The 16,727-nt window shown below is 36.4% G+C and carries 12 protein-coding genes; 4 read left to right on the top strand and 8 right to left on the bottom strand.

Annotated elements, in window-relative coordinates:
- Positions 1–11: 11 nt before the first annotated feature.
- Together galE and SOLCA_RS21940 are read right to left on the bottom strand one after the other, a co-directional pair.
- On the bottom strand, positions 12–1,046 hold the full coding sequence (gene galE / locus SOLCA_RS21945) for a UDP-glucose 4-epimerase GalE (protein WP_014682691.1): 1,035 nt from the start codon (positions 1,044–1,046) through the stop codon (positions 12–14).
- 14 nt (positions 1,047–1,060) lie between these two features.
- The gene (locus tag SOLCA_RS21940; RefSeq protein WP_014682690.1) at positions 1,061–2,377 is read right to left on the bottom strand and encodes a UDP-glucose dehydrogenase family protein; all 1,317 of its coding nucleotides are present in this window, start codon (positions 2,375–2,377) and stop codon (positions 1,061–1,063) included.
- A gap of 219 nt (positions 2,378–2,596) precedes the next feature.
- Between SOLCA_RS21940 and SOLCA_RS21935 the strand changes: the two genes are divergently transcribed.
- Both SOLCA_RS21935 and SOLCA_RS22630 read left to right on the top strand, forming a co-directional pair.
- A complete protein-coding gene (locus SOLCA_RS21935) occupies positions 2,597–3,835 on the top strand; it encodes a 3-deoxy-D-manno-octulosonic acid transferase (RefSeq protein ID WP_014682689.1) in 1,239 nt (412 codons plus the stop codon).
- 80 nt (positions 3,836–3,915) lie between these two features.
- Positions 3,916–7,941, top strand: a complete 4,026-nt coding sequence (locus SOLCA_RS22630; protein WP_014682688.1) for a PAS domain-containing hybrid sensor histidine kinase/response regulator — start codon at positions 3,916–3,918, stop codon at positions 7,939–7,941.
- A 73-nt stretch (positions 7,942–8,014) separates the two neighbouring features.
- On the opposite strand, the gene hemH is transcribed toward SOLCA_RS22630, so the two are convergent.
- The 3 genes from hemH to SOLCA_RS21915 all read right to left on the bottom strand — a co-directional run bounded on the left by hemH (position 8,015) and on the right by SOLCA_RS21915 (position 11,151).
- The gene (hemH, locus tag SOLCA_RS21925) at positions 8,015–9,034 is read right to left on the bottom strand and encodes a ferrochelatase (protein WP_014682687.1); all 1,020 of its coding nucleotides are present in this window, start codon (positions 9,032–9,034) and stop codon (positions 8,015–8,017) included.
- 42 nt (positions 9,035–9,076) lie between these two features.
- Positions 9,077–9,922: a 4-hydroxy-3-methylbut-2-enyl diphosphate reductase gene (locus SOLCA_RS21920; RefSeq protein WP_014682686.1), complete on the bottom strand. Its 846-nt coding sequence runs from the start codon at positions 9,920–9,922 to the stop codon at positions 9,077–9,079.
- 134 nt (positions 9,923–10,056) lie between these two features.
- Positions 10,057–11,151, bottom strand: coding sequence for a glycosyltransferase (locus SOLCA_RS21915; RefSeq protein WP_014682685.1), 1,095 nt, complete (start codon positions 11,149–11,151; stop codon positions 10,057–10,059).
- A gap of 147 nt (positions 11,152–11,298) precedes the next feature.
- Between SOLCA_RS21915 and SOLCA_RS21910 the strand changes: the two genes are divergently transcribed.
- A complete protein-coding gene (locus SOLCA_RS21910; protein WP_014682684.1) occupies positions 11,299–11,805 on the top strand; it encodes a DinB family protein in 507 nt (168 codons plus the stop codon).
- A 42-nt stretch (positions 11,806–11,847) separates the two neighbouring features.
- Here the strand turns inward: SOLCA_RS21910 and SOLCA_RS21905 are convergent, their stop codons facing one another.
- The 3 genes from SOLCA_RS21905 to SOLCA_RS21895 form a co-directional block, all read right to left on the bottom strand.
- Positions 11,848–12,381 (bottom strand): AAA family ATPase, encoded by a 534-nt coding sequence (locus tag SOLCA_RS21905; protein ID WP_014682683.1) that lies wholly within the window; start codon positions 12,379–12,381, stop codon positions 11,848–11,850.
- Positions 12,382–12,385: 4 nt separating this feature from the next.
- A complete protein-coding gene (gene pnuC / locus SOLCA_RS21900) occupies positions 12,386–13,072 on the bottom strand; it encodes a nicotinamide riboside transporter PnuC (RefSeq protein ID WP_014682682.1) in 687 nt (228 codons plus the stop codon).
- A gap of 136 nt (positions 13,073–13,208) precedes the next feature.
- Positions 13,209–14,219, bottom strand: a complete 1,011-nt coding sequence (locus tag SOLCA_RS21895) for an aspartate-semialdehyde dehydrogenase (protein ID WP_014682681.1) — start codon at positions 14,217–14,219, stop codon at positions 13,209–13,211.
- A gap of 65 nt (positions 14,220–14,284) precedes the next feature.
- Between SOLCA_RS21895 and SOLCA_RS21890 the strand changes: the two genes are divergently transcribed.
- Complete coding sequence (locus tag SOLCA_RS21890; RefSeq protein WP_014682680.1) at positions 14,285–16,594, top strand: lamin tail domain-containing protein; 2,310 nt, start codon at positions 14,285–14,287, stop codon at positions 16,592–16,594.
- Positions 16,595–16,727: the final 133 nt, after the last annotated feature.

Genomic DNA, 16,727 nt, shown 5'->3' with positions numbered 1-16,727 from the left:
TACACCGATTTCTATTTATCAACCGTTTCTTTCAGTTTAACTTCCCATGCCCAGGCTGAACTTAGCATTTCATCCAGACCCAGTTCAGCTTTCCAGCCAAGTTTTTCATTTGCCAATTTGGTTTCCGCGTATAACGACTCAACATCCCCATCTCTGCGCTCACCAAATTTATAATTCAGTTTTTGTCCGGTTACTTTTTCAAAAGCATTTACAATTTCCAAAACTGAAGTACCCTTTCCGGTTCCAAGATTGAATATTTCATATCTACTTTCAGACTTGCCTTCTAACAATCGTTCACAGGCCTTAACATGCGCTTTCGCCAAATCAATAACATGAATATAATCTCTTATACAAGTTCCGTCCGGGGTGCTGTAATCATTTCCAAAAATAGTCAGCATCTCCCGCTTACCAATACCTGTTTGCGTTACAAATGGCATTAAATTACTAGGAATACCTATAGGCAACTCTCCTATCAATGCACTTTTATGGGCTCCTACGGGATTGAAATAACGCAAAGCAATTGAATGAACATTAGTAGCCGCTGATACCTTTTCTAAGATTTCTTCACCCATCTGCTTAGTACTGCCATAGGCCGATAATGCTTTTTGAAAAGGCGTCGTTTCTGTCGCAGGCAATACATCAGGCTGTCCATATACAGTAGCCGATGAGGAAAACACAATATTATTTACTGCCTTTGCTTTCATTACTTCCAATAAATTGATCAACGAAAGATTATTGTTCAGAAAATACTTTAATGGTTCCTTTACCGACTCTCCTACTGCTTTAAATGCAGCAAAATGAATAACGGCATCAATATCTTTTTCTGTTGAGAAAAGTTCTTCAACTTTTGCCTTATCACAAAGGTCGATTTGATAAAAGGTAGGCTTTACCCTTGTAATCTGTTCAATACGATCGAGGATAAATCTTTCAGAATTACTTAGATTATCAACAATAACGGCCTCATATCCCGCATTAATTAACTCAACAACTGTATGAGAGCCTATGTAACCAGTGCCTCCGGTGATTAAAACTTTAGATTTGGACATTTTTATATAGTAGATTATTTAGATTGAACAATATCACGACCAATGCTATTATAATAGAAACCTAATTCTTGCATTCTTTCAAGATTATACAAGTTTCTACCATCAAAAATCACCTTCTTCTTCATCTTTTCAATCATCAAATCAAAGTCTGGGTTACGGAAGTTTTTCCATTCCGTTACAATAACCAATGCATCTGCATCTTCCAGCACTTCATATTGATTCTTTGCGTAAGTAATCCTATCACCCAACAAACGCTCTGTATTCTCCATAGCAACAGGGTCATATGCGATTATCTTCACTCCTTCAGCCAACAATTCATTTATAAGATATAAGGATGGAGCCTCGCGTAAATCATCTGTTTCCGGTTTAAAAGCTAATCCCCAGAAGGCTATTTTCTTACCTTTTAAATCAGCACTGAAATAGTTAATTACTTTATCAAGAAATTTCTCACGCTGCGCATAGTTAGTTTTCATTACAGCATCAACGATTTTAAAATCACCACCTATTTCAGTTGCAGTTCTTGCTAAAGCCTGAACATCTTTCGGAAAACAACTTCCCCCATAACCAATACCTGCATATAGGAATTGTTTACCAATACGATCATCTGTACCTATTCCGCGACGAACTTGCTCAATATCTGCACCTAAGATCTCACATAACCCGGCCATTTCATTCATGAAAGAAATTTTAGTGGCAAGAAATGCATTAGCAGCATACTTTGTTATTTCAGCACTGCGTTCGTCCATAAATATAAGACGCTCGCCCTGACGCATATATGGAGCATATAATTCAGTAAATACTTTCTTAACCTTCTCAGAACGTGTTCCTACAATTACACGACTAGGTTTCATGAAATCATTGACAGCTACTCCCTCCCTCAGAAACTCAGGATTAGACACTACATCAAATTCATAACGAGCAAAAGAAGCGATTGCTTCCCTTACTTTATCAGCAGTACCAACCGGAACCGTACTTTTGTTAACGATGATCTTGTATTCATCAATCATAGGACCGATCGCTTTTGCAGTATTTAGAACATAAGAAAGATCAGCCGATCCATCCTCACTTGGTGGCGTAGGAAGTGCCAAAATAATAATCAACGATTCTTTAACAGCCTCAGCAAGATTGGTTGTAAATGTTAATGTCCTGTTAGCAATATTTCTTTTAAACAAGCTTTCGAGATCAGGCTCATAAAATGGAACGATACTTTGTTGCATCTTAGCCACTTTTTCAGCATCAATATCAACACATATCACATTATTTCCTGTTTCTGCTAGGCATGTTCCGGTTACTAATCCAACATATCCTGTTCCTATAACTGCGATTTTCATTTTTAGATTCTATGTATTTTTTGTTATTCTGATAACAGAAATAAACAATATGGTTTGATTGTATTGTTTTTAGTAATATGTACTATTCGGGTGCGAATATACCTAAATGAGTTCATTTGTTCTGATTTATAAGTATTAAGTTTCCAGTAACACTAACTAATTTTTAGTTATTAAATGCAGGTAAACAGTTATGGGATAAACTAATTACCTTTGTTGCCAATGGTTTTATTCTATAATTTATCTATCCGTGTATACAGCGGGCTTGTTACTATCTTCTCAACGTTTAATGAGAAGGCGAAATTATTCAGAGCTGGAAGAAAAGATCTATTTTTAAGATTGGAGAATGCTCTAAAAAATGAAACAAGAGACCGGGTTTGGTTTCATTTCGCTTCTTTGGGTGAATTTGAACAGGGAAGACCTGTTTTAGAGAAACTTAAAGAAGATAAACCTCACCTGGCCATCGTGATGACTTTCTTTTCGCCTTCGGGGTATGAGGTTCGTAAAAATTATACCGGAGCCGATTATATCTTTTATTTACCACTGGATACCAAGGGAAATGCAGTTAGATTTTTAGACATTGTAAAACCGAAAGAAGCTTTTTTCACTAAGTATGAATACTGGTATCATTACTTTGTTGCCTTAAAACAGCGTAATATTCCATTATACATGATCTCAGCCATTTTTCGTCCTGATCAAATCTTTTTTAAATGGTATGGCGCTTTTAACCGAAACATGTTGAGATGTGTATCACATTTCTTTGTGCAAAATAAAGAATCAGGAGAGTTGCTTACGCAGATTGGTTTTACCAACTGGACCATCAGCGGCGATACTCGTTTTGACCGTGTGTATGAAAACAGTCTTCAACCTAAGAAAATAGAATTAATTGAGTCATTCATTGGCAACAAAAAGGTTTTAATTGCAGGCAGTACCTGGCCAGAAGATGAGACGCTCTTAAATAAGCTGTCAGCTACTTTAAACGATGATTGGAAATTAATCCTGGCCCCCCACGAAGTTGATAAGTCTCATGTGGATAACATTATGAACAACCTAGGCAATAATGCAATTCGTTTCTCCGAATTAAAAGAAAATCCAAGTAATACAGCAGGTAAAATTGTGGTAATTGACAACATTGGAATGCTTACATCTTTATATCAGTATGGAACCATCTCTTATATTGGCGGAGGGTTTAGCAAGTCTGGCATTCACAACACCCTTGAGCCTGCAGCGTTCAGCTTGCCCGTAATTTTTGGCCCAAATTATAAGAAGTTCATGGAAGCAGGGGAATTAATTAAAGCAGGTGGAGGCTTCCCAATTGCTAATTTCGATGAGTTAAATTTCATTTTCAGCGCTCTTTCTCAAAATCCTGAAAAATTAGCAGACGCAGCCTTAGCATCGGGTAATTATGTAAAACAAAATATCAACGCTACTTCTATTATTTTCAATGAATTAGACCAATAATTCACTTTTTTTTTATATATATTAGCCATCTTGCTACTTACTTCGCTCTCTAAGCTCTAAATTTATCGTAAGCAACGCAGATGGAACCAAACATAATCAACGCTAAAACCAAATTTGTCAACTTCGCTAAGCTGGTAGCATTAGCATCGATCCTATTACCCATACTTTGTATTTGGGGCTGGCTGTTCGATATAGAAATACTCAGATCGGTAATTACTGATTATGCCCCCATGAAACCCAGTACAGCAATTGGGTTAATTTCATTGGGCGCAATTTTATTAATTCTAACTCAGCCCTTACCCCATACAAGAACATACCGATTATTAGTAACTGCTAACTTATTGGTTATCGCGGGAGTTTGCGTTTATATTATTTATCAATATTATAATGCCCAGCCACAATTAAACAATTATTTACTTAGCAAAACATCCACATTATCAGGTGCTGATTCATCATTAATGTCGCCTGCTAGTTTAACCTGTCTCCTGATTTTCCTTTTTTCAATACCAATGTTATACTATAATAAGTATACTGCGGCGGTTCAAACATTGCTTTCCATAGTTATTATTATTGGCAGTACCCGTTTGTTGGGTTTCGTGTTTCAATTTAATAGCTTTTTAAAACTGTTATATTTTGCACCAATGGCGTTGCATACCTCGGTTCTGATTACTGCATTAGGATTAGGGTATTTGTTTGTATATCCAGACAGAGGTTTTGTAAGCATTATTTCTTCAGAGTTGCAAGGGGGCAAAGTTGCCCGGCGATTGATTCCCAATGCTGTTTTGATTCCTATCTTTCTGTTATTACTACGATTTGCCAGCAATTTTTACAATTTCCTTCCCTACGGGATCAGCATTATTATAATAAGCACCTCTGTAATCATCCTTTCAGTTGTTGCCATCATTATGGCTGCACATCAATTAAATCATATTGATTCCATTCGCAATCTACAGGAAAAAGGTTTAAAGAAAAGCGAGGAATTCCTACGTATTTCACAAAGTATCGCTCATCTGGGAAGTTGGGAATTTCATCTTGACACCAACCGTTCATTATGGTCTGAAGAAACCTATAAAATTTTTGAACTTGACCCTTCAGTTATAATTGATACTGATCTGCTATTAAAAAGAAGTACGCCTGGAAGTAAGGACAAATTAGTGGAAGCTAGTTGGCAAGCCATTCATACGGGTTTACCTTTTGATATTGAGATTGAATTCTTCACTGCACGCAATCGCAAAATTATTACCAGAGTGTCCGGACAGCCGGCTTATCGGAATGGTAAAGTCTATAAACTATCTGGAATTATTCAGGATATTACTGAAACCAAACGCCTTGAGTCTAAATTAAAACAAAAGGATGCCAACTTAACGGCATTATTGGAAAATACGGACGCATTAGTATGGTCTGTTGACCGCCAATATCGTTTTATTACATCCAACCACAAATTCCGCGAATATTTCGAAAAAACGCATGGTTTTGTTCCGGTAAAAGGTTATGATCAGCTTGCTCATCTCAACGGGACTGTTTATCATGAAAAATGGAGAAATCTTTACAATAAAGCATTAGGAGGAATCTATTTCTCGGAAGAGTTGGCAATGGAATTTAATGGCCAACAGGAATATTTTCAATATGCGTTTACGCCAATTATTGCTAATAATGAAATTGAGGGTATTACCATTTACGGTATTGAAACCACCCAGCAAAAGATCAATGAGCAAAAAATTGATGAAATGGCCCAACTGCAGAAAGCCATTTTGGATAATGCCGGTTATGCAGTAATTGTTACTGATCAGCATTATAGTATAAAAATATTTAACAGGGCTGCTGAAAGGATTTTGGGTTATCGAGCAGATGAAGTATTAGATACAAAATCATATGAACACTTCTGCGACCTAAGCGACTGCGAAGCTTTAGCCTCAAAATTTTCAGCCGAATTAGGCTTTCCTGTTCCATTGCAGGATGCATTAGTAGTTAAAGCAAAGCTAAACATGCACTGTGAACATGAATTAAACTTTGTTAGAAAAGATGGAAGTAAATTTCCTACACAGATTAACATAAGTGCACTAAGAGACAACTTCGGAAACCTACTGGGCTATATCTGTTTTGCCAATGACATTACTGAGAAGAAAAAGATTGAGCAAACGATCAAACAAAATGAATCAAATCTAATGGCATTGATTGATAATATTGATGAGCCTATTTGGTCTATCAATACGAATCATAAGTTAATTACAGCTAACAATGCTTTCAGAAAACGCTTAAAAGAAATATTTAGGGTTGATATGAGCCAGAAACGCTCAGAACTTAACAATTTTACTATTGAAGATTATGATTTCTGGGGAACTTTATACCAACGAACCTTTACAGGAGAGCGGTTCACCCAGCAAAATGAGTTCTTGGCGGATGGCAAAAAAGTGTTTTATGAGACTTCTTTTAATCCTATTTACGATGAAAACAAATCGGTAATAGGGGCTGCAATGTTTGGAAAGAACATTACTCACATTAAAAAATTTGAACAGGAACTGATTGAAGCTAAAGAAAAAGCAGAACACGCAGCTGACATAAAATCTCAGTTCTTATCGACTATGAGTCATGAGATCCGCACGCCATTAAACGCTGTTATTGGCATGGCGAATCTTTTATTGGAAGAAAATCCTCTTGAATCGCAATTAGAAAAACTAGAAACCCTTCGTTTCTCTTCAGAAAACCTACTTGCTCTTATCAATGATATACTAGACTATAATAAAATTGAGTCAAGTGTTATTGATTTTGAAAACATTCCGTTTAATCTTGAAGATCTGTTAGATCATATCTATAACTCCTTCCTTTACCAATCTGACAAGAAAGGGATCAACTTGGACATGGAGATTGTGGATACGTTCCATAAATTAGTTATTGGAGATCCATCGCGTATTGCCCAAATTTTAACCAATTTAATTGGCAATGCAATCAAATTTACGGATGTCGGTGGCGTAACCATAAAAGTTAAACAATTGCAACAGGAAGGCGACTATGCCGATCTTTATTTCTCCATTACTGATACGGGGATCGGTATTCCTCCGGATAAAATTGATTACATTTTCGAACACTTTACTCAAGCCAGCTCCGAAACTACACGTAAATTTGGTGGTACCGGTTTAGGATTAGCCATTACTAAGCGTTTATTGCAATTAATGAATAGCGAAATTAATGTAGTAAGCGAAAAAGAAAATGGCTCAACGTTCTTCTTTACTTTACGATTGAAGAAATATAAAGGTCAATCACTTTCTACAATTGCTAATGCCGAATCGATCGGAAAACCATCGTTGGATGGAATAAATATACTGGTAGCAGAAGATAATTCGACCAACAGAGTTGTAATTGAAAAATTCTTGAAAAAATGGAATGCTGAGGTTGCTTTTGCCAATAATGGACGAAAAGCCATAGAAATGGTTCAAAAACAAGATTTCGACATAATTCTGATGGATTTGCTCATGCCAGAAATGGACGGATACCAAGCCACCCCAAAAATACGTTCTTTAGATAATGAGAAATATAAAACCCTGCCAATAATCGCGCTCTCTGCAGCGGCTTTGGTTGAAGTAAGAGACCGTGTTTATAATCTCGGAATGAACGCTTATCTTACTAAACCTTTTGATCCTCAGGATTTATATTTAACAATAGTTAAATGTTTAAATAGAACACATGAGTTTGCCGAAACTCAAACAACACATGAGATCATGAATAAAGAATTAGTTGATTTTTCTAAGATCTTAGAAATTACAGAAGACAACCCTGACTTTCTACGTGAATTTTTAGATATCGCAGTTGATTCTGTTAATGAACTAACTGGTAATTATGAGACGTTCTTACGACGAAATGATTTAAATGGAATACGGGAAACCAACCATAAGCACACTCCATTAATGGAAATGATGAGTCTTACTCCTTTCAAACGTGGTTTTGAAGAAGCTAAAGCCATGTTAATTTCAGAGTATCGTGATCAACAGCAAATTGAGGCAATGATTAAAAGGGTAAAAGAGTTTGGAGCAAAAGTAATTGCTGAAATGAAAGCAAAAAGAGAATCTCTTGGCAATCACTTAGAAGAGGAAAACACGGCAAAATTTTAGACCTATTATCATAACATTATAAAACAGCGAACCCGAATAGTTAGATTCGGGTTCGTTGTTTTTAGGGCAAAAATTAATTTCTTGCAATATTTTCCAATGCATCAATCCATCTTGGATGCTCATTTAAACCATGTACCAACTGCACTTTTTCTCCTCCCATATGCTTAAATTCCTCATCGTATTCAATGCCTATCTCAAAAATTGTTTCCAGGCAATCTGCCACAAAAGCAGGACAGAATACCAATAATTTCTTTTTGCCTTCTTTTGCAAGCTTAGTAATTACTTCGCTGGTATAAGGCTCCACCCATGGATCACGGCCTAAACGCGACTGAAAGCAAATACTGTATTTTTCTTTCGGAATATTTAGTCTTTCAGCGATTGATCGTGCTGTTAAATGTGATTGGGCACTATAACAATATTGATTATTAACATTGATCTTATCACAACAATTTTCTACCTGCTGACAATGACAACCACTTGGATCAGCTTTTATTAATTGGCGCTTAGGTAGTCCATGAAAGCTAAACAATACATGGTCGTAAGCTGCATGATCGTATTTACTACCTATCTCTGCAAATGCATCGATCATTATTGGATGATCAGGAAAACTGTTTACAAACTCAATATTAGGAACTATTTGCCAGTTTTTCACTACTGCCATCACCATATCGTGCACAGAACCTGTAGTTGCAGAAGCATACTGAGGGAACAAAGGGATGATCTTAATATCAAAAACCTTTGCTTTTCTGAATTTTTCAAGGACTGATTCAATGCTTGGATTTTGATAACGCATTGCATATTCAACCATGTATTCATTTCCTAAGCGTTGCTCAAGTAATTCTTTCTGGCGAATGGTATAATATAACAATGGAGAACCATTTTCCGTCCATATCTTTTGATAAGTGGCAGCCGATTTAGGAGAACGTAATGGAAGAATGAGGCCTTTAACCAAAAAAAATCGACCGATTGGATTAAGGTCGATAACTCTTGGATCAGACAAAAACTCATCTAAGTAAGTACGAACATCAGCAGTTGAGGGACTATTCGGCGTACCCAGATTAATTAAAAGTATTCCTTTTTTACCTTTCATCATTATCCCTGAATGGGAAATTCCTTTCTATTTATGAATTCCTGTTTATAATGCTTCCAATGCATGTTTAACGTCTTCCATCAACCACATTGGGGTTGATGTAGCCCCAGCAATACCTACTGATTCTCCAGGAAAAAATAAAGAAGAATCAATTTCATCTACCGAAGAAATGAAAAATGTATTTGGATTTGTTTTTCGGCAAACCTCAAACAGCACTTTCCCATTTGATGATTTCTTTCCTGATACAAAAACAATCTTGTTAAATTTTGACGCAAACTCAGGTAGATCTTTATCACGATTAGATACTTGACGACAAATAGTATCATTCGCTTTAACATCATATCCACGCGCTAAAAGCTCATCTTTTATTTTATAGAAATTAGCAGTGCTTTTGGTCGTTTGACTATAAAGTGAGAATTTCTTAGGAAGTTCAACTCCGTCTAACTCCGAAATATCCTGGAAAACCAATGCGGAGCCACTTGTTTGTCCTTGTAAACCAATTACTTCAGCATGCCCATGTTTGCCATAGATCAAGATCGGTTCATCAGCGTCATGTGTATTTTTAATCCGGTTTTGAAGTTTTAACACTACCGGACAAGAAGCATCAATTAATTGAATATTATTTTCAACAGCCAGACGATAAGTTTCAGGAGCTTCGCCATGGGCCCGAATCAGCACCTTTTCATCGCGAAGATTCTTTAATGCTTCATGATCAATGATTCTCAATCCCTTAGCTTTCAACCGTGCAACTTCTTCATCATTATGTACAATATCGCCCAGGCAATATAAATAACCCTGCTCTTCTAAGATCTCTTCCGCCATGTCAATGGCATATACCACACCAAAGCAAAAACCAGATTCTTTATCAATATCTACCTTTAAATTGAGCATTTTTATATAAATGATGGATTTTAAAATTAGCCAACCAAAGAGCGGAACTAACAGAAGACAAAGTTATAAACTATTAGCACTTCCCGATAGGTTTGATGTTAAAACAACGGAAAGATGACATAGTTTATCCGTTACTACTGTAAAATTTTCCGTCCTTTCCATTGAATTGACTTCGTCATGTATTTATGAATGGATAATATGCTTACCAATACAATGGTGATCATCTGTAGCGGATGTAGCAAAAAATTGAGTAAAATATTTTGATTGCTCATGGAAGAAACCATGAATCGCATTCCGACTACCAAAAACACTACAACTCCTAACAACTCATAGCTTGGAAGCATAAACAGAATACTATAACCAAAGAAGATAAGGATAAGATAGACTAACAAACCAATAACGCTGTAACCAAACTCAACCAATAAGTTCTTACTCAAACCTTGTAATCCGTCAAAATAGGAAGTATACATCCGGCATTCCAAAAAACCATTCGCCAAAAGCACATCACCTTTGTACCCCTTGCTTTTTAGCAGTTTCATTATTTCGACGTCCTCATTAATGTCTTTTTTCACTTCCTCATGCCACTGATTGCGACGATAAATAGTTGCATCAAACATCATAAACTGTCCGCTCGCGGCCGAAAATGCAGGCCATTTAGTCATAGAAACCAAACGTAAAGGTAAAAGAGTAAGTAAGATATAGTTTAACAGAGGAACAACCAGTCGCTCACCGAGTGTATGCATACGTTGATCTGCAAAAAGAGAAAGAACTGCAAGCCTGAAAACTTTCATCCGGTAAATGGAGCTGTTAATCAACCCTTTTTTCAATTTTTGATCCGCATCAACAAACAATAAGAATTCACCACTAGCCTGTTCACTTAACTGATGGCAAGCAAAATTTTTCCCAAGCCAATCTTTAGGAAGAGGTTCCCCGGCAATAACCCTGAAACGTTTATCATCCTTGGCGAAAGCACTTGCTAAAGCAAATGTATTGTCAGATGATCCGTCGTCTAAAATTATCACTTCATAGTTATCATAATCCTGCTCTTTTATCGATTCAAGAAGCGGAAGAATATTATCGCCTTCGTTACGGGCAGGAATAAGAATAGATACAAGCTCGTTATACCTTCTAAATGTTTTTGTTAGCTTGGGTTTAGAAATAAAGTTGAATAAAGTAACACAAAACCGGATAACCAAGAATACTGTTACTGCCGTAAGAACTATTATCATGTGCTACAACATTTAATCAATCAAATTATACAATCCAGAAGAACTAGTTACTGCAACAAAACTAATGCAACTATTTCGAAAACTCTCTTCTAAGGTATTTTTTACTGTCTACTAAATTATATATTTGAACAAAACAATTGTACTGATATGAGACCAACCGAAGGAACTTACGCAACTTATTTTGAACATTATATAAGTTTAGTTGAAGAACAGGATGTTAAGGACGCCCTAAAGAACAGCACTGAGCAATTTTTTACCTTCATTGATTCCTTACCGAAAGATAAAGCCGACTTTGCTTATGCTAAGGACAAATGGACTTTAAAAGAAGTATTACTACATATTACCGATGCCGAACGTATTTTCAGCTACCGGGCCCTTCGATTTTCGAGAAATGATACTACTCCATTACCCAGCTTTGATGAGAATGAGTTCATCCACTTTGCCAATGCTGGCAAACGTAGTTTGCAAAGCGTAATCGAAGAGTTTAAAACAGTACGAAATGCAACCTTAAGCCTATTTAACTCATTAGACGATGATGAATTAACACGTAAAGGTATCAGCAGCAGCCAAACTTGCACTGCTTTAGCGTTGGGCTATATTATTGCCGGCCATTCTAAACACCATTCAAACATCATTAAAGAGCGATATTTATAATTCCAAACAAGAAAGACGAATTTTAAAATTCGTCTTTCTTGTTTATTTACTGAAAAGCTCATTTATTTTATCGCTGACAAACTGTTGGCGTTCTCTGAAACTTCCGCTGACTTTGTAATAAGTAATATTCCTCTTATCAAGTTCCTCCTTAAACCGATCAAACATTTGCTCACGGCTATGCCACAAATCACGTAATCCATCCGGCACCCATGGAACATCGATATCCATCAGAAAATAAAGATCATAAGTAACCATCTTTTCCCAGTCGTAAAGTTCATCCGGAATTATACCTAAATAGTGCTCAGAATAGATTTGAGTAGTGATCAGATCGGTATCGCAGAATAAAAACTTGTTAGCCCTTTTACTTTTTTCCAATACACTCTCGGTTTGAGCCTTTCCAATCTTTAATATATCATCAACAGTAAATGAATTGGTTGAGATAAAATCACGTGCAAGTTCGTGTACATATAATGTATTAAACTTAAATGCAAGATATGCCGCCAATGTGCTTTTACCGGTACTTTCAGGCCCGTAAATACAAATTTTCTTTATGGTTGATGGTAATGCTCTTTCCAAATGTTTACTTATTTATAGCAGCCGAGACATTATTGTTTTGATACGATTTATATTCTTTGTACCAAAACCAATAACCTAAAGCTGCAATTATACAAAAGACAAAATATTCAACAGAAATAAACCTAACGCCTTTAATAAAATAGATGTAGGTACACACCACATCAACAGCCAACCATACTATCCAGCATTCTATTTTCTTACGAATCATCATAAATGTTGCAATGATGCTAAAAGACAGTACAAACGAGTCGAGATGCGGAAAAGCACTCGGTTTTTTAAAAATTAGCGGTAGCCATGTGTGTAAATTCTGCGCAAGATTCCCGAGTAGATAAGTACCAATAAAACCTATAGCAAGTAAAGACAATAACCATTTTACGGCCGTAAAACTTACTTTCAATTCATGCTTTCGATCTGCCTCTTCAGGTTTGGGGTGAGCCCAATTCCACCAGCCTATAATATTGGTGATAAAGAAGAACACCTGCAGAAACATATCCGGATACAATTGTATCTGAAAAAAGATAAAGAAGAACAATGTTACATTGATTAGTCCTAATGGCCAGCTCCAGATATTAGCCCGCGATGAAAGCCAAACAGCCACGGCACCGGCAATAGTTCCCCAAAACTCAATATGACTCATTGGGTAACCCATCACGGTGAACCAGGTGTGGTCAATATCAAAAAAATGTAACATGACGACAAAAATAGAAGTTACAAAAAATAATTGGTGCGTAGTTATTCGCAATTACATTTATTTACTCATAGTTATATACTAAAAAAGGGGTGCTGCACAAATGCAACACCCCTTTATATTTTCAAAGCGGAATTTATTATGCTTCTACCGCTGAACTAACTAATTCATGCTCGATTAAGTATTGAGCGATCTGAACTGCGTTTGTCGCTGCACCTTTACGTAGGTTATCAGAAACAATCCACATATTTAATGTATTAGGCAAAGATTCGTCTCTGCGTAAACGGCCTACAAATACTTCATCCTTTTCGTGAGCATCTTTTGGCATTGGGTATTGCAGGTTTGCAGTATCATCAACTACCACAATACCTGGGGCCGATGATAATAATTGTTTTACCTCTGCTAAGTCAAAGTCTTTTGCAAATTCGATATTCACTGATTCAGAGTGGCCACCCATTACCGGAATACGAACAGTAGTTGCTGTAACTTTGATACTATCGTCACCCATAATTTTATTGGTTTCCTTAATCATTTTCATTTCCTCTTTGGTATAACCATTGTCAAGGAAAACATCGATCTGAGGAATAACGTTCAAATCAATTTCGTAGGGATATGCTTTTGTACCATCTTTAATGCCCTGGCGCTCTTCCATCAACTGAGTAACCGCTTTAACACCAGTACCTGTAACAGACTGATAAGTAGAAACCACCACACGTTTAATTTGATATTTATCGTGTAAAGGCTTTAATGCAACCACCATCTGAATAGTAGAACAGTTAGGGTTGGCAATAATTTTATCTTCTTTAGTTAACACATTCGCATTAACTTCTGGTACTACTAATTTCTTAGTAGGATCCATACGCCATGCCGATGAGTTATCAATTACCGTGGTTCCAACTGCTGCAAACTTTGGAGCAAATTCGGTTGAAGTACTTCCTCCGGCTGAAAAAATTGCTATTTCCGGTTTCATCGCAATAGCATTATCCATAGAAACCACCTTGTACTTCTTACCCTTGAACTCGATTTCCTTACCAACACTTTTCTCAGAAGCAACCAAGATCAATTCAGAAACAGGGAAATTTCTTTCCGCTAATACTTGTAACATTTTTGTGCCTACCAATCCGGTTGCACCTACTACTGCGACTTTCATTTAGCTATTTTTTATGTAATTATTAATTTTACGGCCATATACCGTTAGCTGCAATATTACCAATTATGAAAAACATTTTTATTATTTTATTAACATTTTTATATGTGAACAGTTATTCACAAGTAAAAGATTCATTCAAAACCTCCAATTACCCATCAAATCCGCAATGGAATGGTGACATCACTGAATGGTTTGTTAATGCAAATGAACAATTACAAACAAAAAAATCAACCACCAATAAACAGGTTTACATTTCAACCGCAAACTCACTGTCCGTAAACACAAGGTGGTCTTTCTATGTTCAAATGGATTTTGATCCATCAACATCTAATCAATTACGTGTTTATTTAGTCTCAGATCAGCCTGACTTGAATCAGGCGTTAAATGGCTATTTCATTCAAATTGGCAAGAGTGGCTCGAGCGATTCTTTTGATCTTTATAAACAAGTCGGAACAAAGCTCACAAAACTCTTCGACGGAATTCCGAGGCCAAGAACCAAAGCATCGCAGTTTAAAGCTTCTATTGAGGTCTCTAGGTCAATAACCGGATTATGGGAAATAAAATCAAAGATTGACAATGAAACACAATTTGTAACCGATGGAAGCATTACCGACAATACTTACCAAACAACCTCCTTTTTTGGGATACTAGCTAAGTATACTGCCTCAAGAAGTAACCAATTCTATTTTGACGAACTGACAATTGAACGACATGAAGCCATTAAACCACTCCCACCAGTTTATGCAGGCAAACCAGGAGATGTAATTTTCACTGAATTGTTCCCTAATCCAAGTCACCAAATTGATTTACCTACCAGCGAGTTTGTTGAACTTTACAACACATCCGACTCTGTAATTAATCTGAAAGGTTGGAAATATGCAGATGTTACCACTATTTATACATTTAATGAAGGCGTGATCAATCCGAAAGAATACCTTATACTTTGTTCAAAAAATGACACCTCAAATTATTTGCATTATGGGAAAACGCTCGGTCTTTCGCCATGGCCATCATTAAATAACTCCGGAGATTTATTAACCCTAAAAAATGCCGAAGGAGCAGTAATCAATCAGGTTAATTATTCCGATGCATGGTATCGAGACACTCACAAAAAAAGTGGTGGTTACTCACTCGAATTAATGGAGGATATGCTTTTATGTAACCCAGCACAACGTTGGACAGCAAGCGTAGCAGCGGAAGGAGGCACTCCCGGTAAAAGAAATTCTGTTTCGGATCTTACACTAACTAACTTAGCAATCACTTCTTTAAATGTTATTGACAGCCTTACACTCACTGTTAATTTCAGTACCGGTATTGATAGTTCTTCAGTGCTTACAGAAAACATACAATTACAACCGCTAGCAAAAATTAAAAACATTCAACTAATTAATCCTTTCAACGAGCAACTCATTATCCATCTTGAAAAACCACTAACTGAAGGTTCTCAATACGGTATTCTAATAAATGAGCTAAAAGATTGTTTTGGAAATAAACGTAGCTTTTCAAGCAATTTTCTTTTACCTAATAAAATAAAACCGGGTGATATTTTAATTAATGAAATTTTGTTTAATCCCAAGCCCAATGGAGTCGATTTTGTAGAAATCATTAATAACTCCATGAAAGTTATCGATCTTAAGGAATTAATGATTGGAGGGAGAAACAGTAAAGATTCGTTGTTATTTTATCCGATAACGCTCAATACAACATTGATGCATCCCGGTGATATTACCGTAATTTGCGCTAATCCGAATGTAGTAAAGGAACAATATTATTGCAAGAATCCTGAAGCGTTTATCAAAGTAAAAACAATACCCGCCTATAATAACAATGCAGGAACAGTTTTACTTAAAAGTCGGACCGAGATCATTGATCGATTTGACTATTCAGAAAAAATGCATTTTGCGTTAATTAATGATCCAAAAGGAGTTTCTTTGGAACGTGTAAGTCTAAGCAGAGCAACAAATGCTCCCGGCAATTTTCATTCAGCATCTTCAACCGTTGGATATGCAACTCCCGGATATCAAAATTCTCAAGCACAGCATGATGATACTATAAATGATGAGATTAGTCTGTCCTCATCCATCATATCTCCTGATAACGATGGACAGGATGATATCTTATCTATCAACTATCACTTTCGGGAAAACGGTCTTGTGGTCAACATCTTTGTTTATGACAGAAACGGGCAAATGATCAAACGACTGGCCAATAATCTTTTACTGGGAACAGAAGGAAGTATTGTTTGGGACGGACTGACAGATAGTCTACAGCCTGCATTCATTGGACCACATCTTCTACTTATCGAAATTTTTAATGCTACAGGTACTATTAGACGATATAAAAAATCTGTTGTAGTTGCGCAGAAGTTTAATTGAGTTATTCAAAGTCTTTTTATGATCCAAGCCCAAACTCAAATTAGTATAAGGACTTCAAAGTGACATTTTTTTTACACTTCGATCAGCATATTTAGGTAAAACTACTTATCTTGAATAAGAAACATAAATATAA

The sequence above is a fragment of the Solitalea canadensis DSM 3403 genome (assembly GCF_000242635.2).
GTDB lineage: Bacteria > Bacteroidota > Bacteroidia > Sphingobacteriales > Sphingobacteriaceae > Solitalea > Solitalea canadensis.
Note: the sequence above shows the minus strand (reverse complement) of the source record. Positions and strands in the feature narration are given on the sequence as shown.